This is a genomic window from Brachybacterium ginsengisoli (assembly GCF_002407065.1).
In the GTDB taxonomy this organism is placed as follows: Bacteria; Actinomycetota; Actinomycetes; order Actinomycetales; family Dermabacteraceae; genus Brachybacterium; species Brachybacterium ginsengisoli.
This window is the reverse complement of the sequence record NZ_CP023564.1, coordinates 238,937-257,196: the sequence shown is the minus strand read 5'-3', so window position 1 is coordinate 257,196 and position 18,260 is coordinate 238,937. Positions and strand designations below refer to the sequence as shown.

The following is an 18,260-nucleotide window of genomic DNA, read 5'->3' as shown; positions in this document are numbered from 1 at the left end:
CTGTGTGCGGGGAGACGAGGGGCGGGGACGGCCGACGGGCCCGGGGCGCGGCCGGCCGTCCCGCTGGTGGTCAGAGGCCCGGGACGATCGAGACCTTGACGGAGGAGCCGGCGGAGTCGGCGACGGCGTCGAGCGCCTTCTGGAAGTCGGCGAGGCCGAACTGGTGGGTGCAGATGTCCTCGAGCGGGAGCTCGCCCTTCTCGATGATCTTGATGGCGCCGGGCCAGGTGTGGGGGCCCAGGTGCGCGCCGCGCACGTCGAGCTCCTTGTCGTCGGAGATGATCGACCAGTCCACGGAGACGTTCTCCTTGAACACGGAGTACTCCACGAAGCGGCCGAGCTTGCGCAGCAGGTTCAGGCCCTGCGGCACGGCGCTCGGGTGGCCGGTGCACTCGATGTAGACATCGGCCCCGTAGCCGCCGGTGAGGTCGCGGATCTCCTGGAAGACGTCCACCTTCGAGGGGTTCAGGGTGAGGTCCGCGCCGCACTTGCGGGCGAGCTCGAGCTTCGCGTCGTCGAAGTCGAGGACCACGAGCAGCCTGGGGGTCTTGTGGGCGGCGCCGATGGTCGCGCCGAGACCGATGGGGCCGGCGCCCGCGATGACCACCACGTCCTCGAAGAGGATCTCCGCGCGCTCGACCGCGTGCAGCGAGCAGGAGAGCGGCTCGGCGTAGGCGGCGTGCTGCGGGGCGATGTCCTTGGAGATGCGGTGCGCACGGGCCAGCGGCGGCACGATCATGTACTCCGCCATGCCGCCGTTGTACTGCTTGAAGCCGAACATGTCGTGCGGGTCGCACATCCAGTACCAGCCGCGCTTGCAGTACATGCACTCCTCGCAGGGCACGATCTGCTCCACGACGATGCGGTCGCCGACGGAGACGCCGTGCTTCGTCAGCGCCGCCTCCGATCCCTGGACCACTTCGCCGGTGATCTCGTGACCGGGGATGATGCCCGGCTGGACCCAGCGCGGGCGGTTCTCGTCGCCCCAGAACTTGGCGGCTCCGGCGTAGGCCTTCAGGTCGCTCGCGCAGACGCCGGTGGCCTCCACGCGCAACAGCAGCTCGTCGGCGGCGGGGGTCGGGACTGGGCGCTCCTCGAGGCGGTAGTCCTCCGGGGCATGCATGACGACGGCCTGCATCGTCTGCGGGATCTCGGTCATCTCGACACATCTCCTTCGATACGTTCCGGGAGGCGATCCCGGCTGAGAGAAGCGGCGCCACGCCGGGAGCGGGGCCGGTGGGCGGTCACCGGACATGTCGTCGACACCTCGTCGGGCCACCCGTCGGCATCGACCCTAGGCGAGGCGCGAACATTCGTCAAGAACAAATGTTCCGGCCTGGTGCGCGCAGGATCCTCGCCGGCAGGGCGGCCGACGGGGCCGTCCTGCCGCGCCACCGGGTGCCCGGCAGGGTCAGGAGGGCAGCGGGACGCCCGCCTCGGCGAGCACGGCCTCGGCCGTCGGCACGTCGGTGATCAGCGTCGTGAACAGGCGGGCCCGGGCGCCGGCGCGGATCGAGGCGACCTTCTCGCGGCCCGCGGCGAGCGCGATCGTCGAGGGGATCGCGCGCAGGGTCTCGAGCGACGGGCGCACCAGGAACTCGGAGCCGGGGAAGCCGAGCGTGGCGCCGTCGGCGTCGAAGAAGTGCAGGCAGATGTCCCCCGCGGCGCTCGCGAGCGCCGGCTCGCCGCGCGGCACCACCGAGGTGAGGCTGGTGCGGTCGCGGTACGGGCCGCCGATGCCCACGATGGCGGCGCGCGCGCCGTCCCACAGGTCCACCACGGAGCGGAATCCGGGGTCGGCCTGCAACGAGGCCCACAGGGTGGGGCTGGTCCGCGCCGGGGCGAAGAGGAAGCGGGGCTGGGCGCCGGTGCGGTCCGCGAGGCGGCGCACGGTCTCGTTGGTCTGGAAGGACGGGTCCGGCTCCTGCTGCCCGCCGACGATGGGGACGATGAACGCGCCCGGCATCCGGGGCATGCCGCCCATGCCGGTGACAGCGTGGATGGTCTTGCCGGAGGACACCAGCACCACCTCCCCCGCACCGATCGCGAGCTCGGCCAGCTCCACCGCGAGCAGGTCGCCGATGCCGCGGAAGTCGCGCTGGACCTGGTCACCGGGGGCGATCCGCACCGAGTCCACGCCGAGCAGCTCCCGCAGGCGCCCGGCGAGCTCGGTGAGGTCGACGGTGGGGACGTCGAGCACGTCGAAGCGGACCATGCCGATCCGCCGCGCCTCGGCCAGCAGCTTGCTCACGGACGGGCGGGAGACGCCGATCCTGTCCGCCACCTCGGCTTGGCGCAGGCCGTCGAGGTAGTACGCAGATGCCGCACGATGCAGCTGATGGAGGTCCATCGAGGTCTCGAGCACGGGGCTCCACCTCCGCTTCCTGGTCGGGCTCGCCATCGGGCCGCGGTGACCACAGCACGGACCCGACGCCCGGGAGCGGAGCGGGGAGGCTGCCGTCGCCACCTCGGAACAATAGTTCCGCACTTCTGTCCAGCGAGCAACTCCCCACGCAGCGGCGCGGAAGGGGCTGTCCTTCGGCCGATCCCACGGCCGTCGGTGGCAGGATAGGTCGGCACATGCGATCCCGGCAGCGCCTGCAGCGAGTCGGCTGGGCGGGGATCCGGACGGCGCGGTCCAGGGACGCCCCACCACGCCGCCGGTGCGAGCCCGGAGCACGGCGGATCAGGAGGACGGACGACGACATGGCAGCACGGACGGACGCGGTTCTCGGCGTCGACATCGGCACCGCGAGCACGAAGGGCGTGCTGGTGGGCCTCGACGGCGAGATCCTGCGCAGCACCGTGCGGGAGCACGAGGTGCAGCGCCCCTCCCCCGGGCATGTGGAGATGGACGCCGAGATCTGGTGGAGCGAGTTCCTCTCGATCACCCGCGAGCTCACGGACCCCGGCGACGTCGAGGTCACCGCCGTCGGCGTCTCCGGGATGGGGCCGTGCGTCCTGCTGACCGACGAGCACGGCACCCCGGTGCGCCCCGCGATCCTCTACGGCGTCGACACCCGGGCCGAGCAGCAGATCGAGCAGATCACCCGCGTGCTCGGCAAGGAGGAGATCCTCGCGCACTGCGGCGCCCTGCTCACTTCGCAGGCCGCCGGGCCGAAGGTGCGCTGGGTGCTCGAGAAGGAGCCCGAGGTCTACGCCCGGGCCCGCCGCCTGTTCATGCCGGCGTCCTTCCTGGCGCACCGGCTCACCGGCGAGTACGTCCTGGACCGCACCAGCGCCAGCCAGTCCGTCCCCCTGTACAGCCTGCGGCGCCAGGACTGGCACGCGGACTGGCCCGAGCACGTCGCCCCCGGTCTCGAGCTGCCGCGACTGACCTGGATGGGCGAGGCGGCCGGCACCGTGACCCCCGCCCTCGCGGCCGAGCTCCCCGCCCTGCCGGCCGGGATCCCGGTGATCAGCGGGTCGATCGACGCCTGGACCGAGGCCGTCAGCGTGGGCGCCACCCGCCCCGGGGACCTGATGCTCATGTACGGGACCACCACCTTCCTCATCGCCACCACCGACGAGCCGGTCGCGAGCCGCACCCTCTGGCCCACCTCGGGCACCGCCGAGGGCACCTACAGCCTCGCCGGCGGCATGGCCGCCTCCGGCGCGATCACCGGCTGGCTGCGCGATCTCACCGGCGAGCACGACTTCACTGCCCTCGTGGCCGAGGCGGAGCAGAGCCCTCCCGGGGCCCACGGCCTGGTGATGCTCCCCTACTTCGCCGGCGAGCGCTCCCCCATCGCGGACCCGTCGGCCCGCGGCGTGGTGGCCGGGCTGACCCTCGACCACACCCGCGGGGACCTGTACCGCGCGGCGCTCGAGGCCGCGGCGTACGGCGTGCGCCACCATCTGGAGACCCTCGAGGCCTCCGGCCTGCCCGTCGAGCGCGCGATCGCCGTGGGCGGCGGTGCGGGCCGCGACCTCTGGCCGCAGATCGTCTCCGACGTCACCGGGCTCAGCCAGCAGATCCCGCGCAGCACCGTCGGCGCCTCCTACGGCGGGGCGCGCCTGGCCGCCGAGCTCGCGCACGGCCTGGACACCTCCGCCTGGAATCCGGCGGACCACCTCGTGGTCCCCGACCCGTCGCGTCGCGAGCGCTACGACGAGCTGTACCGCCTGTACCGCGAGCTCTACCCCGCCACCCGCGACATCGCCCACGCCCTGGCCCGGATGCAGCAGGGCTGAGACGCCGCGGGCACGCCCCCCCCCCCGCCGACCCGCACGACCACCGGCGAGGACGACCTGCGCCGGGAACGGAGGACCCGATGCCCGCCGCGACCACCCCTCGGCCCGCTCCGCACGCCACCCCGCCGGGACTCGGCACCGAGCGCCCGGTGCAGGTCCACCAGCCGTTCGTCCATGACCTCGCCGGGGTGTTCCACGCCCCCGTGCAGGCCTGGTCGCAGAGCGACGGCGCGATCACCGGCCAGGGCGCTGAGGGCGTCTACGTCGGCGACACCCGCGTGGTCTCCACGATGCGCTGCACACCGGACGGCGCGGTGCTCACGCCGCTGAGCACCCAGGTGCGCTCGGCGCGGGAGGTCGAGTTCCGCGACGTGGTCTCGCGGACCGACGGATCGGGCGACCCCCAGCTCACGCTGCGCCGCACCCGGCGCGCCGACGCCGACGGGATCTCCGAGGAGCTGCGCCTCGTCTCGGACGCCGACGAGCCCCGGAGCCTCCGCCTGCGCCTCGGTCTCGTCACCGACGGGGCGTCGATGTCCGAGGTGAAGGATCCGGGGCTGCTCGCCACCTCGACGGACCCGCGCCCGGACGCCGCACCGGCGGGCACCGGGGCACGCTGGGCGATCGGGGCCGACGGCGGCGCGGCGCGCCTCGAGCTCGGCGACGGGGCCGACGAGCTGCAGGTGGCCGGGGCCGTGGTGACCTGGAGCCTGGTGCTCGAGGTGCCCCCGCGCGGAGAGGCCGCCGACTCCTGGCGGCTCTCCCTCGGCGATCCCGCCGTGCCCTTCGTCGCGGCGAGTCCGGCGGGGATCCCGGCATCGACCGCATCCTCCGTCTCCTCCCCCGAGGCCCGCGCCGTCGGTCGGCTGCTCGAGCGCTCCCTCGCGGACCTCGACGCGCTGCGCCTGGAGGTCCCCGGGGACCCCGACCAGGCGTTCTTCGCCGCCGGCGCGCCCTGGTTCTTCACCCTGTTCGGCCGCGACTCGCTGATCGCCGCCTCGCTCGCCCTGCCGGTGGACCCGCGGACCGCTGAGACCACCCTGCGCACCCTCGCCCGGCGCCAGGGCACCGCGACCGACCCGGTCACCGCGGAGCAGCCGGGCAAGATCCTTCACGAGGTGCGCGCGGCGGGCATGGAGATGGCGGATGCGCACCTGCCCCCGGTCTACTTCGGGACGATCGATGCGACGCCGCTGTGGATCGAGCTGCTCCACGAGGCGCGGCAGGCAGGGCTGCCCGACGAGGTGCTCGCCGAGCTGCGGCCCGCGCTCGAGGGGACGGCCACCTGGCTGCTCGAGCACGCCGATGCCGACGGCGACGGACTGCTCGAGTACATCGACGAGTCCGGGCACGGGCTCGCCAACCAGGGATGGAAGGACTCCGGGGACTCGATCCGCTTCGCAGACGGCACCCTCGCCGAGGGCACGATCGCCCCGGCCGAGGTGCAGGGCTACGCCTACGCCGCCGCCCTCCACGCCGCCGACCTGCTCGAGCGGACGCTCGGGGACGCCGGAACCGTCGAGGCGCCGAACGCGGCAGCCGCACCGCCCACCGACCTCCCCTCCCGGCTGCGCGCCTGGGCGCAGCGACTGCGGGATCGGTTCCACGACGCCTTCTGGTGCGAGGACGAGCTGGGACCGTTCATCGCCCTCGCCCTGGACGGGGGCAAGCGACCGGTGGACGGCGTCGCCTCGAACATGGGGCACCTGCTCGGGACCGGTCTGCTCGATGCCGCGCAGGAGCAGATCGTGGTGGACCGCCTCCTGCACCCCAGCACGCTCTCCGGCTACGGGATCCGCACGCTGTCCACCACGAACGGGGGCTACGGGCCGCTGCGGTATCACGCGGGCAGCGTGTGGACCCACGACACCGCGATGGTCCTGCGGGGCATGCTCCGCAGCGGCTTCGAGGAGCAGGCGCGGGTGCTGGCCCGCGGCCTGCTGCGGGCGGCCGAGGGGTTCGACCAGCGCCTGCCGGAGCTCTTCAGCGGAGAGGACGCCGCGACGGCGATCCGACCCGTGCCCTACCCGGCCTCCTGCCGACCCCAGGCCTGGGCCGCCGCCGCAGCCGTCCCTCTCGCCCAGGCGCTCGGCGCGCTCTGACCCGCGCGAGGACGCCCCACGGCGCCACCCGGCCCCGCGGCGCCACCCGGCCCCGCGGTGTCACCGGGTCCCGCGACGTCACCCGGCCCCGCGGTGACGCGATTGTGCGCTGTGCTTCCGAGTGGGGAAGCAGAGCGCACAATCGCGTGCCCGGAACGCAGGTGAGGTGCCCGGGACAAAGGTGGGGCGAGCTCGGACGAGCCCCGCCCCGCCTCGCCGCGCCTCCCTCCCCCGCCTCAGGACAGCTTCGGCTCGATCTCCTTGGTGTAGATGCCCTCGAGGGTCTCCTTGAGCCCGTCCATCGCCTCCTGGACGTCACCCTCGGCGGTGACGATCTCGGCGATCGACTTCGCCATCTCCTGGTCCGCACCGGGGAGGAAGACGCGGGCGAAGTCCTGGGGACGGGTGACCTCGAGCTGGTCCACCGCGGTCTGGATCTGCGGGGTCTTCTTCACCAGCTCGGTGAGGTCCGCGCTCTTGCGCACCGGCATGTAGCCGGTCGCCGCGGAGAAGGCGACCGTGCTCTCGGGACGACCCATGTACTCGATGAGCATGGCGCCGGCCAGCTGCTCCTCCTTGCTGATCGCCGCGGGGATGCCCAGGCCAGCGCCGCCGGTGGGACACACGGGCCCGTCGGCCGTGCCGCCGGGCAGGAAGCCCACGCCCACGTCGAAGGAGGAGGACTCGAGCACGCCCACGAGCGAGCCGGTCGAGGCGATGGTCGTCGAGCACACGCCGGCGGCGAAGGTGTCCGCCGAGTCGCTCGAGGCGACCTGCGCCCAGCCGTCGGAGAACACGGAGTCCTGGACCCACTGGAGGGCCGTGACGGCCTCCTTCGAGTTGCAGGTGATGTCCCACTCGTCCGACCACGCGGCGTTCTGGCCCCACAGCAGGTTCTGCAGGGTCCAGCCCGCGTAGCCGGCGAGGTCGGGGTACATGTACGCGGTCTCGCCCTGGGTGAGCTTCGGCGCCCACTCGGCGAACTCCTCCCAGGTCTCCGGGGACTGGTCGGGCAGGCCCGCGTCCGCGAAGTGCTCCTTGTTGTAGTAGAACAGCGGCGTCGAGCGGCCGTAGGGCAGCGCCCACTGGTGGTCGTCGTACTGGTAGTCCTGCACGAGCGAGTCGCGGTAGTCGGACAGGTCGATCTCGAGCTGCTCGACGAGGGTGTCGATCGGGATGATGTTCCCGTTGATGAAGTAGCGGAACCACCACACGTCCGAGAGGACCACCACGGCGGGCAGGCCCGAGTTCGCGGCCTGCGCGGTCTGGAACTTCTGGGCGATCTCCTCGTAGTTCGAGCCGGCGGTCACCTGGTTGACCTCGATGCCGGTCTCCTCGGTGAAGCCCTTGATGAGGGTGGCCTCGACCTCCTGGGATCCGCCGGGGTGGCTGGTCCAGAAGTCGATCTTCTTCGCGGGGTCGACGCCGGAGAAGTCGACGTCGGCCTCCTCCGAGGCGCCCCCGCCGCCGTCACCGCCGCCGATCTCGGGCCCGCCGCAGGCGGCGAGACCCATCGCCCCGGCGCCGAGCGCACCGAGGCCGAGCAGGGAGCGTCGGCCGAATCGCGGGGGAAGGTGGAGCGAGCTGGTCATGGGACGGTTCCTTTCGGGTGGTGGGGCGGACGCGGGCGCGTCAGCCGGTCACGCTGCCTTGGGTGAGGCCGGAGACGATGTGCCGCTGCAGCATCGCGAAGACGAGGAGGACGGGAGCGATGACCAGCACCGTGCCGGCCATGAGGATGCCCCAGCCCGAGCCGGTGTTGCCCTCGGAGTTGCTCAGCGCCGTCAGGCCCACCGGGAGGGTCATCCGGCTGGCCTCGGAGGTGATGATGAGGGGCCAGATGTAGTCGTTCCACTCGGTGACGATCGTGACCAGGGCGACGGTCGCGACCGTCGGCACCGAGATCGGCACGACCACCGAGAAGAGGGTGCGCAGATGCCCGGCACCGTCCAGCTCCGCCGCCTCGAGCATGGTGGGCGGGATGGTGAGGAAGAACTGTCGCAGCAGGAAGGTGCCGAAGGCGGTGCCGAGCCCCGGCAGGATGATCCCCCAGTAGGTGTTCACCCCTCCGAGACCCGCGATCAGCACGTAGTTGGGCAGGATCGAGACCTGCGGCGGGACCATGAGCGCCACCAGGATCAGCACGAAGATGACGCGTTTGAAGGGGAAGCGCACGAACACCAGCGCATAGGCGGTGAAGATCGCCAGCAGCACCTTGATGCTCGCGCCGATGCTCGTGACGATCACCGAGTTCAGGAAGAACCGCGGGATGGGGACCGAGTTCCAGGCCCGCTCGTAGTTGGCCAGCGAGGGCTCTGCGGGCAGCACCACCAGCGAGGTGGAGAGGATCTCCTGGGGCGCCTTGAGGGAGCTGACCATCATCCACAGCAGCGGCAGCACCATCACGAGCGTGGCGAGCACCAGCGGGAGGTAGCCGCCGGTGAGGGTGGCCCAGAGGTTCTGGCGGGAGAAGGGACCGTTGTCCCGACGGCGAACGACGGGGCGCTCGGCATCCTCGGCGCCGCGGCCGGCGCCGGTCCCGGTGGGTCGGGTGGGGGCGCTCATGAGTAGTGCACCTTCTTCTCGACGAAGAGGATCTGCGCGACGGTCATGACCAGGAGGATCACGAACAGCAGCACCGAGATCGTGGCGGAGTAGCCGGCGCGCGAGTAGCCGCCGAACGCCTGCAGGTAGGACTCGAAGATCATCGTGTTCGTGCCGCGCCCGGTGGGCGTCATGATCCGCAGCAGGTCGAAGGCCTGGAGGCTGTTCAGCGTGGTGGTGATCAGCAGGAAGAAAGTGGTGGGCGAGAGCAGCGGCAGGGCGATGCTGAAGAAGCGGCGCACCGCGCCCGCCCCGTCGATCTGCGCGGCCTGCATGACGTCCTGCGAGAGCGACTGCAGCCCGCCCAGGTAGACGATCGCGCAGTAGCCGAGGTTCTTCCAGACGTACACGACGATCACCATCACCAGCGACATGTCCGGATCCAGGAACCACTGCGGGCTCCCCAGCCCCAGCTGCCGCAGGATCCAGGCGAGCACCCCGAAGTTCGGGTCGAAGATGAACAGCCACACCAGGCCCACGCCCACACCCGAGAGCACGTACGGCGCGAAAACAGCTGAGCGTGCGACGGTACGACCGGGGATGTCGATGTTCAGCGCCAGGGCGATCAGCAGGCCCAGCACCATCGCCCCGCCCACCGTGAGGAGGGTGAAGATCGCGGTGATCCGCAGGCTCTCCAGGCCCTCGTCGGAGGTGAAGAACTCGAGGTAGTTCCCCAGCCCGATGAAGCTCGCGCTGCGGGAGCCGAGGGTCCAGTCCAGCATCGAGTACTGGATGTTCAGGATCAGCGGGCGGTAGGTGAACATCGCGATGAGCACGAGGTTCGGGGTGGCGAAGGCCAGGAACACGAGGGCGTCGCGGCGTGCGCGGCGGCTCATGCCGCGCCGTCTGCGCACCGCGGGACCCGTGCGTCCGGGGGGCAGCGGAGAACCGGTCCCCGGGGCGGCGGTGCCCGGGACCGTTCTCGAGGAGTCGGTCATGAGGAGCTCATTCGGTCAGAGCGGGCGTGATCGGCGTCGGTGCCGGCCGCTGATGCCCATTATGAGCACGTGCCCAGCGGTTCCGGGCAGGTTTCGGGGCAGTGCGCGGGAACCGGCGCGCCGGGCCTCCGGCCGCGTACGGTGGGCCGCGGGACGTGGGCCCCTCCACGGCCCGGACCGCGCACCGAACCGGAGGCTGCCATGCACGCCGAACGCATCACCGAGTCGATCAGCAACCACGCCGAGGGCCCGTGCTGGTCGGACACCTGGGGCGGTCTGCGCTGGGTCGACATGCTCGCCGGGGACATCCTGCATCTGGACGCGGACGGCGAGGTCACCCGGCTCCCCACACCGAGCCCGGTGGTCGCCTGCGTGCGCCCCGCCTCCAGCGGCGGCGCGGTGCTCGCCGTCGAGAAGGGCTTCGCCCTCGAGGACGCCGACGGCTCCATCGCCACGCTGCCCCCGCTGTGGGACGAGGAGATCCGCATGAACGAGGGCGCGATCGCTCCTGACGGCTCGTTCCTGTGCGGCTCGATGGCCTACGACCAGCGCCCGGGCGCCGCCGCGATGTGGCGCCTGATGCCGGACGGCACCACCACCCGCCTGTTCGGCGACCTGACGATCTCCAACGGCCTCGCGTTCTCCGCCGACGGCACCCGGGCCTTCTACATCGACACCCCGACCGGCCGCGTGGACGTCCTCGACTGGTCCGACGAGGAGGGTCTCGTCGGCCGCCGCCCCTTCGCGGACCTCTCCGGCGAGGACGGCCATCCCGACGGGCTCTGCCTCGACGCCTCGGGGAACGTGTGGGTCGCGATGCACAGCGGCTCCCAGGTGCTGGGCCTCGACGCCGACGGCGCCGTGGTCGAGCGCATCGGCGTGGGGGCGCGGCAGGTGACGGCCTGCACCTTCGGCGGCGAGGACCGCGGAACCCTGTACATCACCACCAGCCGCGAGAACCTCCCCGACGGCGAGGACCCCGCGGCGGGATCGCTGTTCGCGATCCGCCCCGGGGTCCGTGGTCCGCAGGACGAGCTGCTCTTCGGCAGCTGAGAGCGTACGGTCCGTCGGCCGCGGGATCCCGGGGCCGACGGGCCGGACCACCCCTCAGGCGGTGGTGCCCGGGGCGGTCGTGCCCGTGCCCGATGCCGCGGCGGCCTCCGCCGAGCGGTCGCGGGCCTCGCCCGTGGCGAGCGAGTCCAGCATGTCGTCGAACTCCTCCATCGCCTTCGCCGGCGGCTGCGGGGTGATCATGCTGACCACGACCGCGAGCACCAGGCAGATGAGGAAGCCGGGGATGATCTCGTAGAGGTGCTGCTCGCCGAACAGGCCCACCTTCACGTCGGGCGTGAACTTGCCCCAGATGAAGGCGACGGCCGCACCGGCGATCATGCCCGTGGCGGCACCGGCCGTGGTGAGGCGGCGCCAGAACAGGGACAGCAGCACGATCGGGCCGAAGGCGGCGCCGAATCCGGCCCAGGCGAAGGAGACCAGCGCCAGCACCGAGCTGTTCGGGTCCAGGGCCAGGATCAGAGCGATCACCGAGACGGCGAGCACGCCGATCCGGCCGCCCCACAGGGCGCCCTTCGCGCTGAGCTTCATGCCGAGGCCGCCCACCAGGTCCTCGATCAGCGCGGAGCTGGAGACGATCAGCTGCGAGGAGATCGTGGACATGATCGCCGCGAGCACCGCCGCCAGCAGCAGGCCCGCGATCAGCGGGTGGAAGAGGATCTGCGAGAGGTCCAGGAACACGGACTCGCCGTTGGTGGTGTCGGTGAGGACCGCGTTGGCGTTCTGCTGGAAGTAGGCGAGACCCGCCAGCGCGGTGAACACGGCGCCGAGCACGCACAGGACCATCCAGCTCATGCCCACCACGAGGCCGTACTTCGCATCGCGCGAGGAGCGCAGCGCCATGAAGCGCACGATGATGTGGGGCTGGCCGAAGTAGCCCAGGCCCCAGGCGAGCGAGGAGATGATGCCGATGAAGGTGCCACCCGCGGTCATCGAGCCGAAGTCCGCGTTGACCTCGCGCACGGAGGCGAACATCTCAGCGGGACCGCCCACGACGAACATCGCGACGACGGGGACCACCAGCAGCGAGACCAGCATGATCATGCCCTGGACGACGTCGGTGTAGCTCGCGCCGAGGAAGCCGCCGAACAGCGTGTACAGGATCGTGACGCCGGCGACCAGCAGCATGCCCAGGAGGTACGAGCCGCCGAAGGTCGACTCGAAGAAGATGCCGCCAGCGGCCATGCCGGAGGAGACGTAGAAGGTGAAGAACACCAGGATGATCACGCCTGCAGCGATGCGCAGGAAGTGGGTGCGGTCGTGGAGGCGGTTGCCGAAGAAGCTCGGCACCGTGATCGCGTTGCCGGCGATCTGCGTGTACTGACGCAGGCGCGGCGCGACGAAGAACCAGTTCAGTCCGGCGCCGACCGTGAGGCCGACGGCGATCCATGCCTCGACCAGGCCGTTCATGTACAGAGCGCCGGGCAGGCCCATGAGCAGCCAGCCGGACATGTCGGAGGCGCCGGCCGAGAGGGCGGCGGTGAAGGGGTGCAGCTGGCGGCCGCCGAGCATGTAGTCCTCACCGTCCTCCGTCTTGCGGAAGGCGTAGAGGCCGATGGCGATCATCGCGCCGAAGTACACGGCCAGGGCGATGATCTTGAAGACGAGATCCATGAGAGGTCTCCGATCTCAGGGGAAGGGACGGGGGACGAGGAGGTCGGACCGGACAGGGACGGGAGATCGCGACGGTGCGCTGCCACGGGCCGGGACCTCATGGAGCCATCCGCACGACGACCCCGGCCTCGGACGCCGACGGCCGACGGGTCGCCGTAGGGACGCCAGCAGCGTCCGGTCACCAGGGTGGCCCCGACAGTACGCCCCGGAGACGCAGATCTCAGCTCTCGTTGCACGACGGTGACATCCCTCGCGCTCCCGCCCTCCCCTGCACGGACAGGAGCGCGCGGGCGCCGTCCCCGGCACCCGCGCGCTCCTGGTGGGGCTGCGGCTCAGCCGAACAGAGCCTCGGTGTCCTCGTCCACCCAGTCCAGGGTGCGCTCGACGGCCTTGCGCCACAGGCGCATGTAGCGGTCGCGGGTCTCGTCGTCCATCGCGGGCTCCCAGCGCTTGTCCTCGGCCCAGTTGTCGATGACGTCCTGCTCGCCGTCCCAGAAGCCCACCGCGATGCCGGCCGCGTAGGCGGCGCCCAGCGCGGTGGTCTCGATGACCTTCGGGCGCACCACGGGCACGCCCAGGATGTCGGCCTGGAACTGCATGAGGGTCTCGTTCATGACCATGCCGCCGTCGACCTTGAGCTCGGTGAGCTCGACGCCCTCCGAGGCCGCGTCGGCGATCGCCGCGTCGAGCACCTCGCGGGACTGGAAGGCCGTGGCCTCCAGCACCGCGCGGGCCACGTGGGCCTTGTTGTGGAAGCGGGTCATGCCCACCATCGCGCCCCGGGCGTCGGAGCGCCAGTGCGGGGCGAACAGGCCCGAGAAGGCCGGGACGATGAACAGGCCGCCGTTGTTGTCGACCTGCTTGGCGAGGGTCTCGATCTCCGGGGCGTCCTTGATCAGGCCCAGGTTGTCGCGCACCCACTGCACCAGCGAGCCGGTCACCGCGACCGAGCCCTCCAGCGCGTAGATCGCCTTCTGGTCGCCGATCTTGTAGGCGACGGTGGTGAGCAGCCCGTTCTCGCTGCGCACCAGGTCCTCACCGGTGTTGACCAGCATGAAGTTGCCGGTGCCGTAGGTGTTCTTGCCCATGCCGATCTCGAAGCAGGCCTGGCCGAAGGTCGCGGCCTGCTGGTCGCCGAGGATGCCCGCGATCGGGGTGTCGATGAGCAGGTCGTTCTTGCGGCCCGTGCCGTACACCTCGGAGGAGGAGCGGATCTCCGGCAGCATCGACAGCGGGACCGTCATGTCCTTCGCGATGTCCTCGTTCCAGTCGAGGGTGTCGATGTTCATGAGCATCGTGCGCGAGGCGTTGGTGACGTCGGTGACGTGGATGCCGCCGTTGGTGCCACCGGTCAGGTTCCATACGAGCCAGGAGTCGGTGTTGCCGAAGAGCAGGTCACCGGCCTCCGCCTTCTCGCGTGCGCCGTCGACGTTGTCGAGGATCCACTTGACCTTGGGACCGGAGAAGTAGGTCGCCAGCGGCAGGCCCACGCGCTCCTTGTACTTGTCAGCGCCCTCGTCGCCCGCGAGCTCGTTGCAGATCTTCTGGGTGCGCGTGTCCTGCCAGACGATCGCGTTGTACACGGGCTCGCCGGTGGTCTTGTCCCACACCACGGCGGTCTCGCGCTGGTTGGTGATGCCCACGGCGGCGAGCTGGTGGCGGTTGATGTCCGCGCCGGTGAGGGCCTCGCCCACCACGGAGCGGGTGTTGCGCCAGATCTCGAGGGCGTCGTGCTCGACCCAGCCCGACTTCGGGAAGATCTGCTCGTGCTCCTTCTGGCCGGTGGAGACGATCTGCCCGGCGTGGTCGAAGACGATCGCTCGGGTCGAGGTGGTGCCCTGGTCGATCGAGAGGATGTACTTCTGAGAGTCGGTCATCGGAACTCCTTCGTGTGGATGAACGGGGGTGGTGCCATGGTGCCGGACGGCGCCTGCGAGGGGTCGCGGGCACCGTCCGGCGGGGGTCAGAAGGCCATGCTGGCCAGGCCCGCGAGGAGACCGCCGAGAAGCGGACCGACCACGGGGACCCATGCGTAGCCCCAGTCGTTGCCGCCCTTGTTCGGGATCGGCAGGATGGCGTGCGCGAGGCGCGGACCGAGGTCACGGGCGGGGTTGATGGCGTAGCCCGTGGGCCCGCCGAGGGAGGCGCCGATCGAGACGACCAGCAGCGCGACGGCGAGCGGGCCGAGGCCGCTCGGGGTCTTGCCGAACATGATGATGACGAAGACCAGCACGAAGGTCGCGATGATCTCGGTGACCAGGTTCCAGCCGTAGGAGCGGATCTCCGGGCCGGTGGAGAAGGTGCCGAGGATGGTGCCGGCGTCCTTCTCCTGGTCGTAGTGCGTCTTGTACGCCAGCCAGCAGATGATCGCGCCGAGGAAGGCGCCGATCATCTCGGCCGCGAAGTAGGCGATCGTGTTCGCGAACGTGACCGGGATGCCGTCCGCGTACTCGCCTCCGCCGCCGGCCAGCAGGCCGACGGTGACGGCGGGGTTCAGATGGGCGCCGGTCTTGTAGGCGACATAGACACCGGCGAAGACCGCGAGGCCCCAGCCGAAGTTGATCAGCAGCCAGCCGCCGCCGTTGCCCTTGGTCTTGCCCAGGATCACGTTGGCGACGACGCCGCCGCCCAGCAGGGTGAGCATCGCCGTGCCGGCGATCTCGTACAGGAAGATGGTTGCCATGGGACCTCCTCGTCGAACGATCCCGCATCTGTGCGGGATCAGTGGCATCCGGATTCGAGGCGGACGGCGTCCGCGCTCGAGCCGCAGGCTGTGGCCCGCGGGGGTGGAGCAGTTCCTCCGCCCGGCCGGATCGCGGCCGGGCCGGAGGGTCGATCAGTTCTCGGCGGGCACCTCCGGAGCGGTCGCGATCCGGGCCGCGACCTCGGCATCCGAGGTCGTGGCCTCTCCGGCCAGCCGTGCCTCGATGACGGCGCGGTAGGTCTCGATCTCGCGGGTCCTGGTGGCGTCGTCCCAGCCGAGCTCGGGCGCGATCAGCGCCGCGATCTCGTCGGCGGCGGCGACACCGCGGTCGCGGGTCTCGTAGTCCAGTCGGGTGCGGCGCTGCAGCACGTCGACCAGGTGGCGGGCGCCCTCGGCGCGCACCGCGTACAGCACCTCGGCGCGCAGGTAGCGCGGCGCGTGCTCGAGCGGGGTGGCCAGCGAGGCGTCCTCGTCGATGAGGGCGAGGACGTCCTGCAGGAGCGCTCCGTAGCGGAACAGGAGGCGGTCCGTGCGGATCTCGTCGAACCCGTGGCGTCGGCCGATCACGGCCTTGTCCTGCACGAGCGCCTGGTATCCCTGGGCGCCGATCACGGGGATCGAGCGGGTGAGGCTGGGGCGGCCCGGCTGGGAGTCCTTGATCGCGAAGTCGACGACGTCCTCGGCCATCACCCGGTAGGTGGTGAACTTGCCGCCGGCGATCGCGCTGAGGCCGGGCTCGACCTCCATGACGGTGTGCTCGCGGGAGACCTTCGTGGACCCCTTGTCCGAGCCCTTCTTCACGGGCTGCAGGAGGGGGCGCAGTCCGGAGTACACGCCGATGACGTCCTCGCGGGTGAGGTCGTCCTTGAGCACCGCGTTGGCGTGCTCGAGGACGTACTCGATGTCCTCCCCGGTCGCGCCCACGTCGCGCGGGTCCTGGGTCCAGGGGGTGTCGGTGGTGCCGATGACCCAGTACTCGTCCCACGGGATGATGAACAGGACCGACTTCTCGGTCTGCGTGATGATCCCGGTGTCGGGGACGGCGGGGATGCGGTCGCGGGCCACCGTGATGTGGATGCCCTTGGAGGCGAGCACCTCGAGGCCGGCGTCGGCCCCGGCCAGCTCCTGCTGCTCCTGGGTCCACACGCCGCCGGCGAGGATGGTCTCGCGGGCGTGGACCTCGAACTCCTCGCCGCTCTCCTCGTCGCGCACCCGGGCGCCGACGACCGTCCTCCCCTCGTGGAGGTAGCCGACGACGGTGGTGTAGTTGGCGACGGCGGCGTCATGCTGCGCGGCGGAGCGCACCAGCATCATCACGAAGCGGGCGTCGTCCATCTGGGCGTCGTAGTACTCCAGCGCGCCGACGGACTTCTCGCCGTCCAGGCCGGGGAACACCTCGAGCATCTTCTTGTGCAGGAGGTGGCGGTGGAAGGGGACGGCGCGCCTGCGGCCGACGGACTGCATCACGTCGTAGAGCGCGACGCCGGAGCCGATGAACGCACGGTCGACGACTTTCTTGAAGAAGGGGAAGACGAACTTGATCGGGCGCACCAGGTGCGGGGCCGTGTGCTCGATGAGCAGGTCACGCTCGCGCAGCGCCTCGGCGACGAGGGCGAAGTCGAGCATCTGCAGGTAGCGCAGGCCGCCGTGCATGAGCTTCGAGGAGCGGGACGAGGTGCCGGAGGCCCAGTCGTGGGTCTCGACGAGGCCGACGGACAGGCCGCGGGTGGCGGCGTCGAACGCGGCGCCCGCGCCGTTCACGCCGCCGCCGACGACGAGCACGTCCAGGGGGTTGCTCGCGGTGGCGGCGCGGAGGCGGGAGAGATGCTCCGCCCGGCCCGCCGGGGTGAGTGCGGACCGCTGCTGATCGGACACCTGACTGCTCCTTCGCGTCGACACCTTCGGCTCCCGCCCTCATCGTCGCGGGGTTCTCCCGGGAAGGGCGTGGTGAGCGCCATAGTGGGACGGTCGTGCATCCGGACGCAAGTGCGGTGCACGAACGTGCAAGACTGAGGACATGCCCCGCGAATCGCGCCTGGACCTGCTCTACACGGCTGCACGGATGTACTACGGGGACGGGCAGACGATGGAGGCCATCGCTGGCGATCTCGACGTCTCCCGCTCCACGGTCTCCCGCATGCTCCGGGACGCCCGGGACGAGGGTCTGGTGCAGATCAGCCTCCGCCCGCCGGAGGCCCAGCGGGTCGGGGAGCTGGCCCACCGCATCGCGCGCCAGTACGGCGTGCAGGTGCACGTGGTGCCCACCTCGTCCGGGGCCGACGAGCGCGAGCGGCTGTCCACGGTCGCCGAGGCCGGCGGCGACCTGCTCGACGACATGCTCGAACCGGGCACCACGCTCGGCATCGCCTGGGGCACCACGATGGCGGCACTGTTGGGGACGGTCCGTGCACGGCCGGTGCCCGGGCTGCGGATCGTGCAGCTCAACGGTGCCATCAACACAGAGGGCTCGGGCCTGACCTACATCGCCACGGTGCTCGCCCGGGCCGCCACCCGTTGGGACGCGACCGTGCACCAGTTCCCGGTGCCGGCCTTCTTCGACTACCCCGCGACCCGGGAGGCGATGTGGCGCGAGCGCTCCGTGCAGCGCGTGCTCGCCACTCAGCGCGAGGCCACGGTCGCCGTGTTCAGCGTGGGCGCCTTCGACGCCGAGGTGCCCAGCCACGTGTACACGCACAACTACCTCACCGAGGACGATCTCCGCTCGCTGCGGGCCGACGGGGCGGTCGGGGACGTGTGCACCGTCTTCCTCCGCGCCGACGGCACCCACCGCGAGATCGCCCTGAACCGGCGCGGCTCGGGCATCGCGCCCGACCGGCTGCTGCGGATCCCGCGACGGCTGCTCGTGGTCTCGGGCTCGCGCAAGGCGCTCCCGCTGCGGGCGGCGCTGCGGGCCGGCCTCGCGACCGACGTGGTCGTCGACGAGGTCACCGCCCGCAGCCTCCTCGCCCTGCGCTGAGCCGGGAGCGACGGAGGCGGGGCCACGGCGGCGGGGCCCACGGCGGCTCGCACATC

13 protein-coding genes are annotated in these 18,260 nt (G+C 71.3%); 4 read left to right on the top strand and 9 right to left on the bottom strand.

What is annotated here, in order from left to right; genetic code table 11:
• Positions 1-70: 70 nt before the first annotated feature.
• On the bottom strand, positions 71-1,159 hold the full coding sequence (locus tag CFK41_RS01190) for a zinc-binding dehydrogenase (protein WP_096798023.1): 1,089 nt from the start codon (positions 1,157-1,159) through the stop codon (positions 71-73).
• Positions 1,160-1,411: 252 nt separating this feature from the next.
• Positions 1,412-2,365 carry a sugar-binding transcriptional regulator gene (locus CFK41_RS01185; RefSeq protein ID WP_096798022.1) on the bottom strand — a complete coding sequence of 318 codons (954 nt, stop codon included), beginning with the start codon at positions 2,363-2,365 and terminating at the stop codon, positions 1,412-1,414.
• A gap of 341 nt (positions 2,366-2,706) precedes the next feature.
• Here CFK41_RS01185 and CFK41_RS01180 point away from each other — a divergent pair, with 341 nt between their 5' ends.
• Together CFK41_RS01180 and CFK41_RS01175 are read left to right on the top strand one after the other, a co-directional pair.
• The gene (locus CFK41_RS01180; protein ID WP_096798021.1) at positions 2,707-4,194 is read left to right on the top strand and encodes an FGGY-family carbohydrate kinase; all 1,488 of its coding nucleotides are present in this window, start codon (positions 2,707-2,709) and stop codon (positions 4,192-4,194) included.
• Between the two features lie 80 nt (positions 4,195-4,274).
• Complete coding sequence (locus CFK41_RS01175) at positions 4,275-6,296, top strand: glycogen debranching N-terminal domain-containing protein (protein WP_096798020.1); 2,022 nt, start codon at positions 4,275-4,277, stop codon at positions 6,294-6,296.
• A 236-nt stretch (positions 6,297-6,532) separates the two neighbouring features.
• Here CFK41_RS01175 and CFK41_RS01170 read toward each other — a convergent pair whose 3' ends face one another.
• Genes CFK41_RS01170 through CFK41_RS01160 form a run of 3 tightly spaced genes read right to left on the bottom strand, consistent with a single transcriptional unit; the run spans position 6,533 to position 9,736 of the window.
• The gene (locus tag CFK41_RS01170) at positions 6,533-7,888 is read right to left on the bottom strand and encodes an ABC transporter substrate-binding protein (RefSeq protein ID WP_096798019.1); all 1,356 of its coding nucleotides are present in this window, start codon (positions 7,886-7,888) and stop codon (positions 6,533-6,535) included.
• Positions 7,889-7,928: 40 nt separating this feature from the next.
• A complete protein-coding gene (locus CFK41_RS01165) occupies positions 7,929-8,861 on the bottom strand; it encodes a carbohydrate ABC transporter permease (protein ID WP_096798018.1) in 933 nt (310 codons plus the stop codon).
• Positions 8,858-9,736 (bottom strand): carbohydrate ABC transporter permease, encoded by an 879-nt coding sequence (locus CFK41_RS01160; protein ID WP_151904629.1) that lies wholly within the window; start codon positions 9,734-9,736, stop codon positions 8,858-8,860. The genes CFK41_RS01165 and CFK41_RS01160 overlap by 4 nt, the downstream gene beginning before the upstream one ends.
• 303 nt (positions 9,737-10,039) lie before the next feature.
• Between CFK41_RS01160 and CFK41_RS01155 the strand changes: the two genes are divergently transcribed.
• Positions 10,040-10,891 carry an SMP-30/gluconolactonase/LRE family protein gene (locus CFK41_RS01155; protein WP_096798016.1) on the top strand — a complete coding sequence of 284 codons (852 nt, stop codon included), beginning with the start codon at positions 10,040-10,042 and terminating at the stop codon, positions 10,889-10,891.
• Positions 10,892-10,945: 54 nt separating this feature from the next.
• On the opposite strand, the gene putP is transcribed toward CFK41_RS01155, so the two are convergent.
• The 4 genes from putP to CFK41_RS01135 form a co-directional block, all read right to left on the bottom strand.
• Complete coding sequence (putP, locus tag CFK41_RS01150; RefSeq protein ID WP_096798015.1) at positions 10,946-12,523, bottom strand: sodium/proline symporter PutP; 1,578 nt, start codon at positions 12,521-12,523, stop codon at positions 10,946-10,948.
• A gap of 332 nt (positions 12,524-12,855) precedes the next feature.
• Positions 12,856-14,400 (bottom strand): glycerol kinase GlpK, encoded by a 1,545-nt coding sequence (glpK, locus tag CFK41_RS01145; protein ID WP_096798014.1) that lies wholly within the window; start codon positions 14,398-14,400, stop codon positions 12,856-12,858.
• 86 nt (positions 14,401-14,486) lie between these two features.
• On the bottom strand, positions 14,487-15,206 hold the full coding sequence (locus tag CFK41_RS01140) for an MIP/aquaporin family protein (RefSeq protein WP_096798013.1): 720 nt from the start codon (positions 15,204-15,206) through the stop codon (positions 14,487-14,489).
• A gap of 153 nt (positions 15,207-15,359) precedes the next feature.
• On the bottom strand, positions 15,360-17,102 hold the full coding sequence (locus CFK41_RS01135; RefSeq protein ID WP_096798012.1) for a glycerol-3-phosphate dehydrogenase/oxidase: 1,743 nt from the start codon (positions 17,100-17,102) through the stop codon (positions 15,360-15,362).
• Positions 17,103-17,244: 142 nt separating this feature from the next.
• Between CFK41_RS01135 and CFK41_RS01130 the strand changes: the two genes are divergently transcribed.
• The gene (locus CFK41_RS01130) at positions 17,245-18,204 is read left to right on the top strand and encodes a sugar-binding transcriptional regulator (RefSeq protein ID WP_096798011.1); all 960 of its coding nucleotides are present in this window, start codon (positions 17,245-17,247) and stop codon (positions 18,202-18,204) included.
• Positions 18,205-18,260 lie beyond the last annotated feature (56 nt).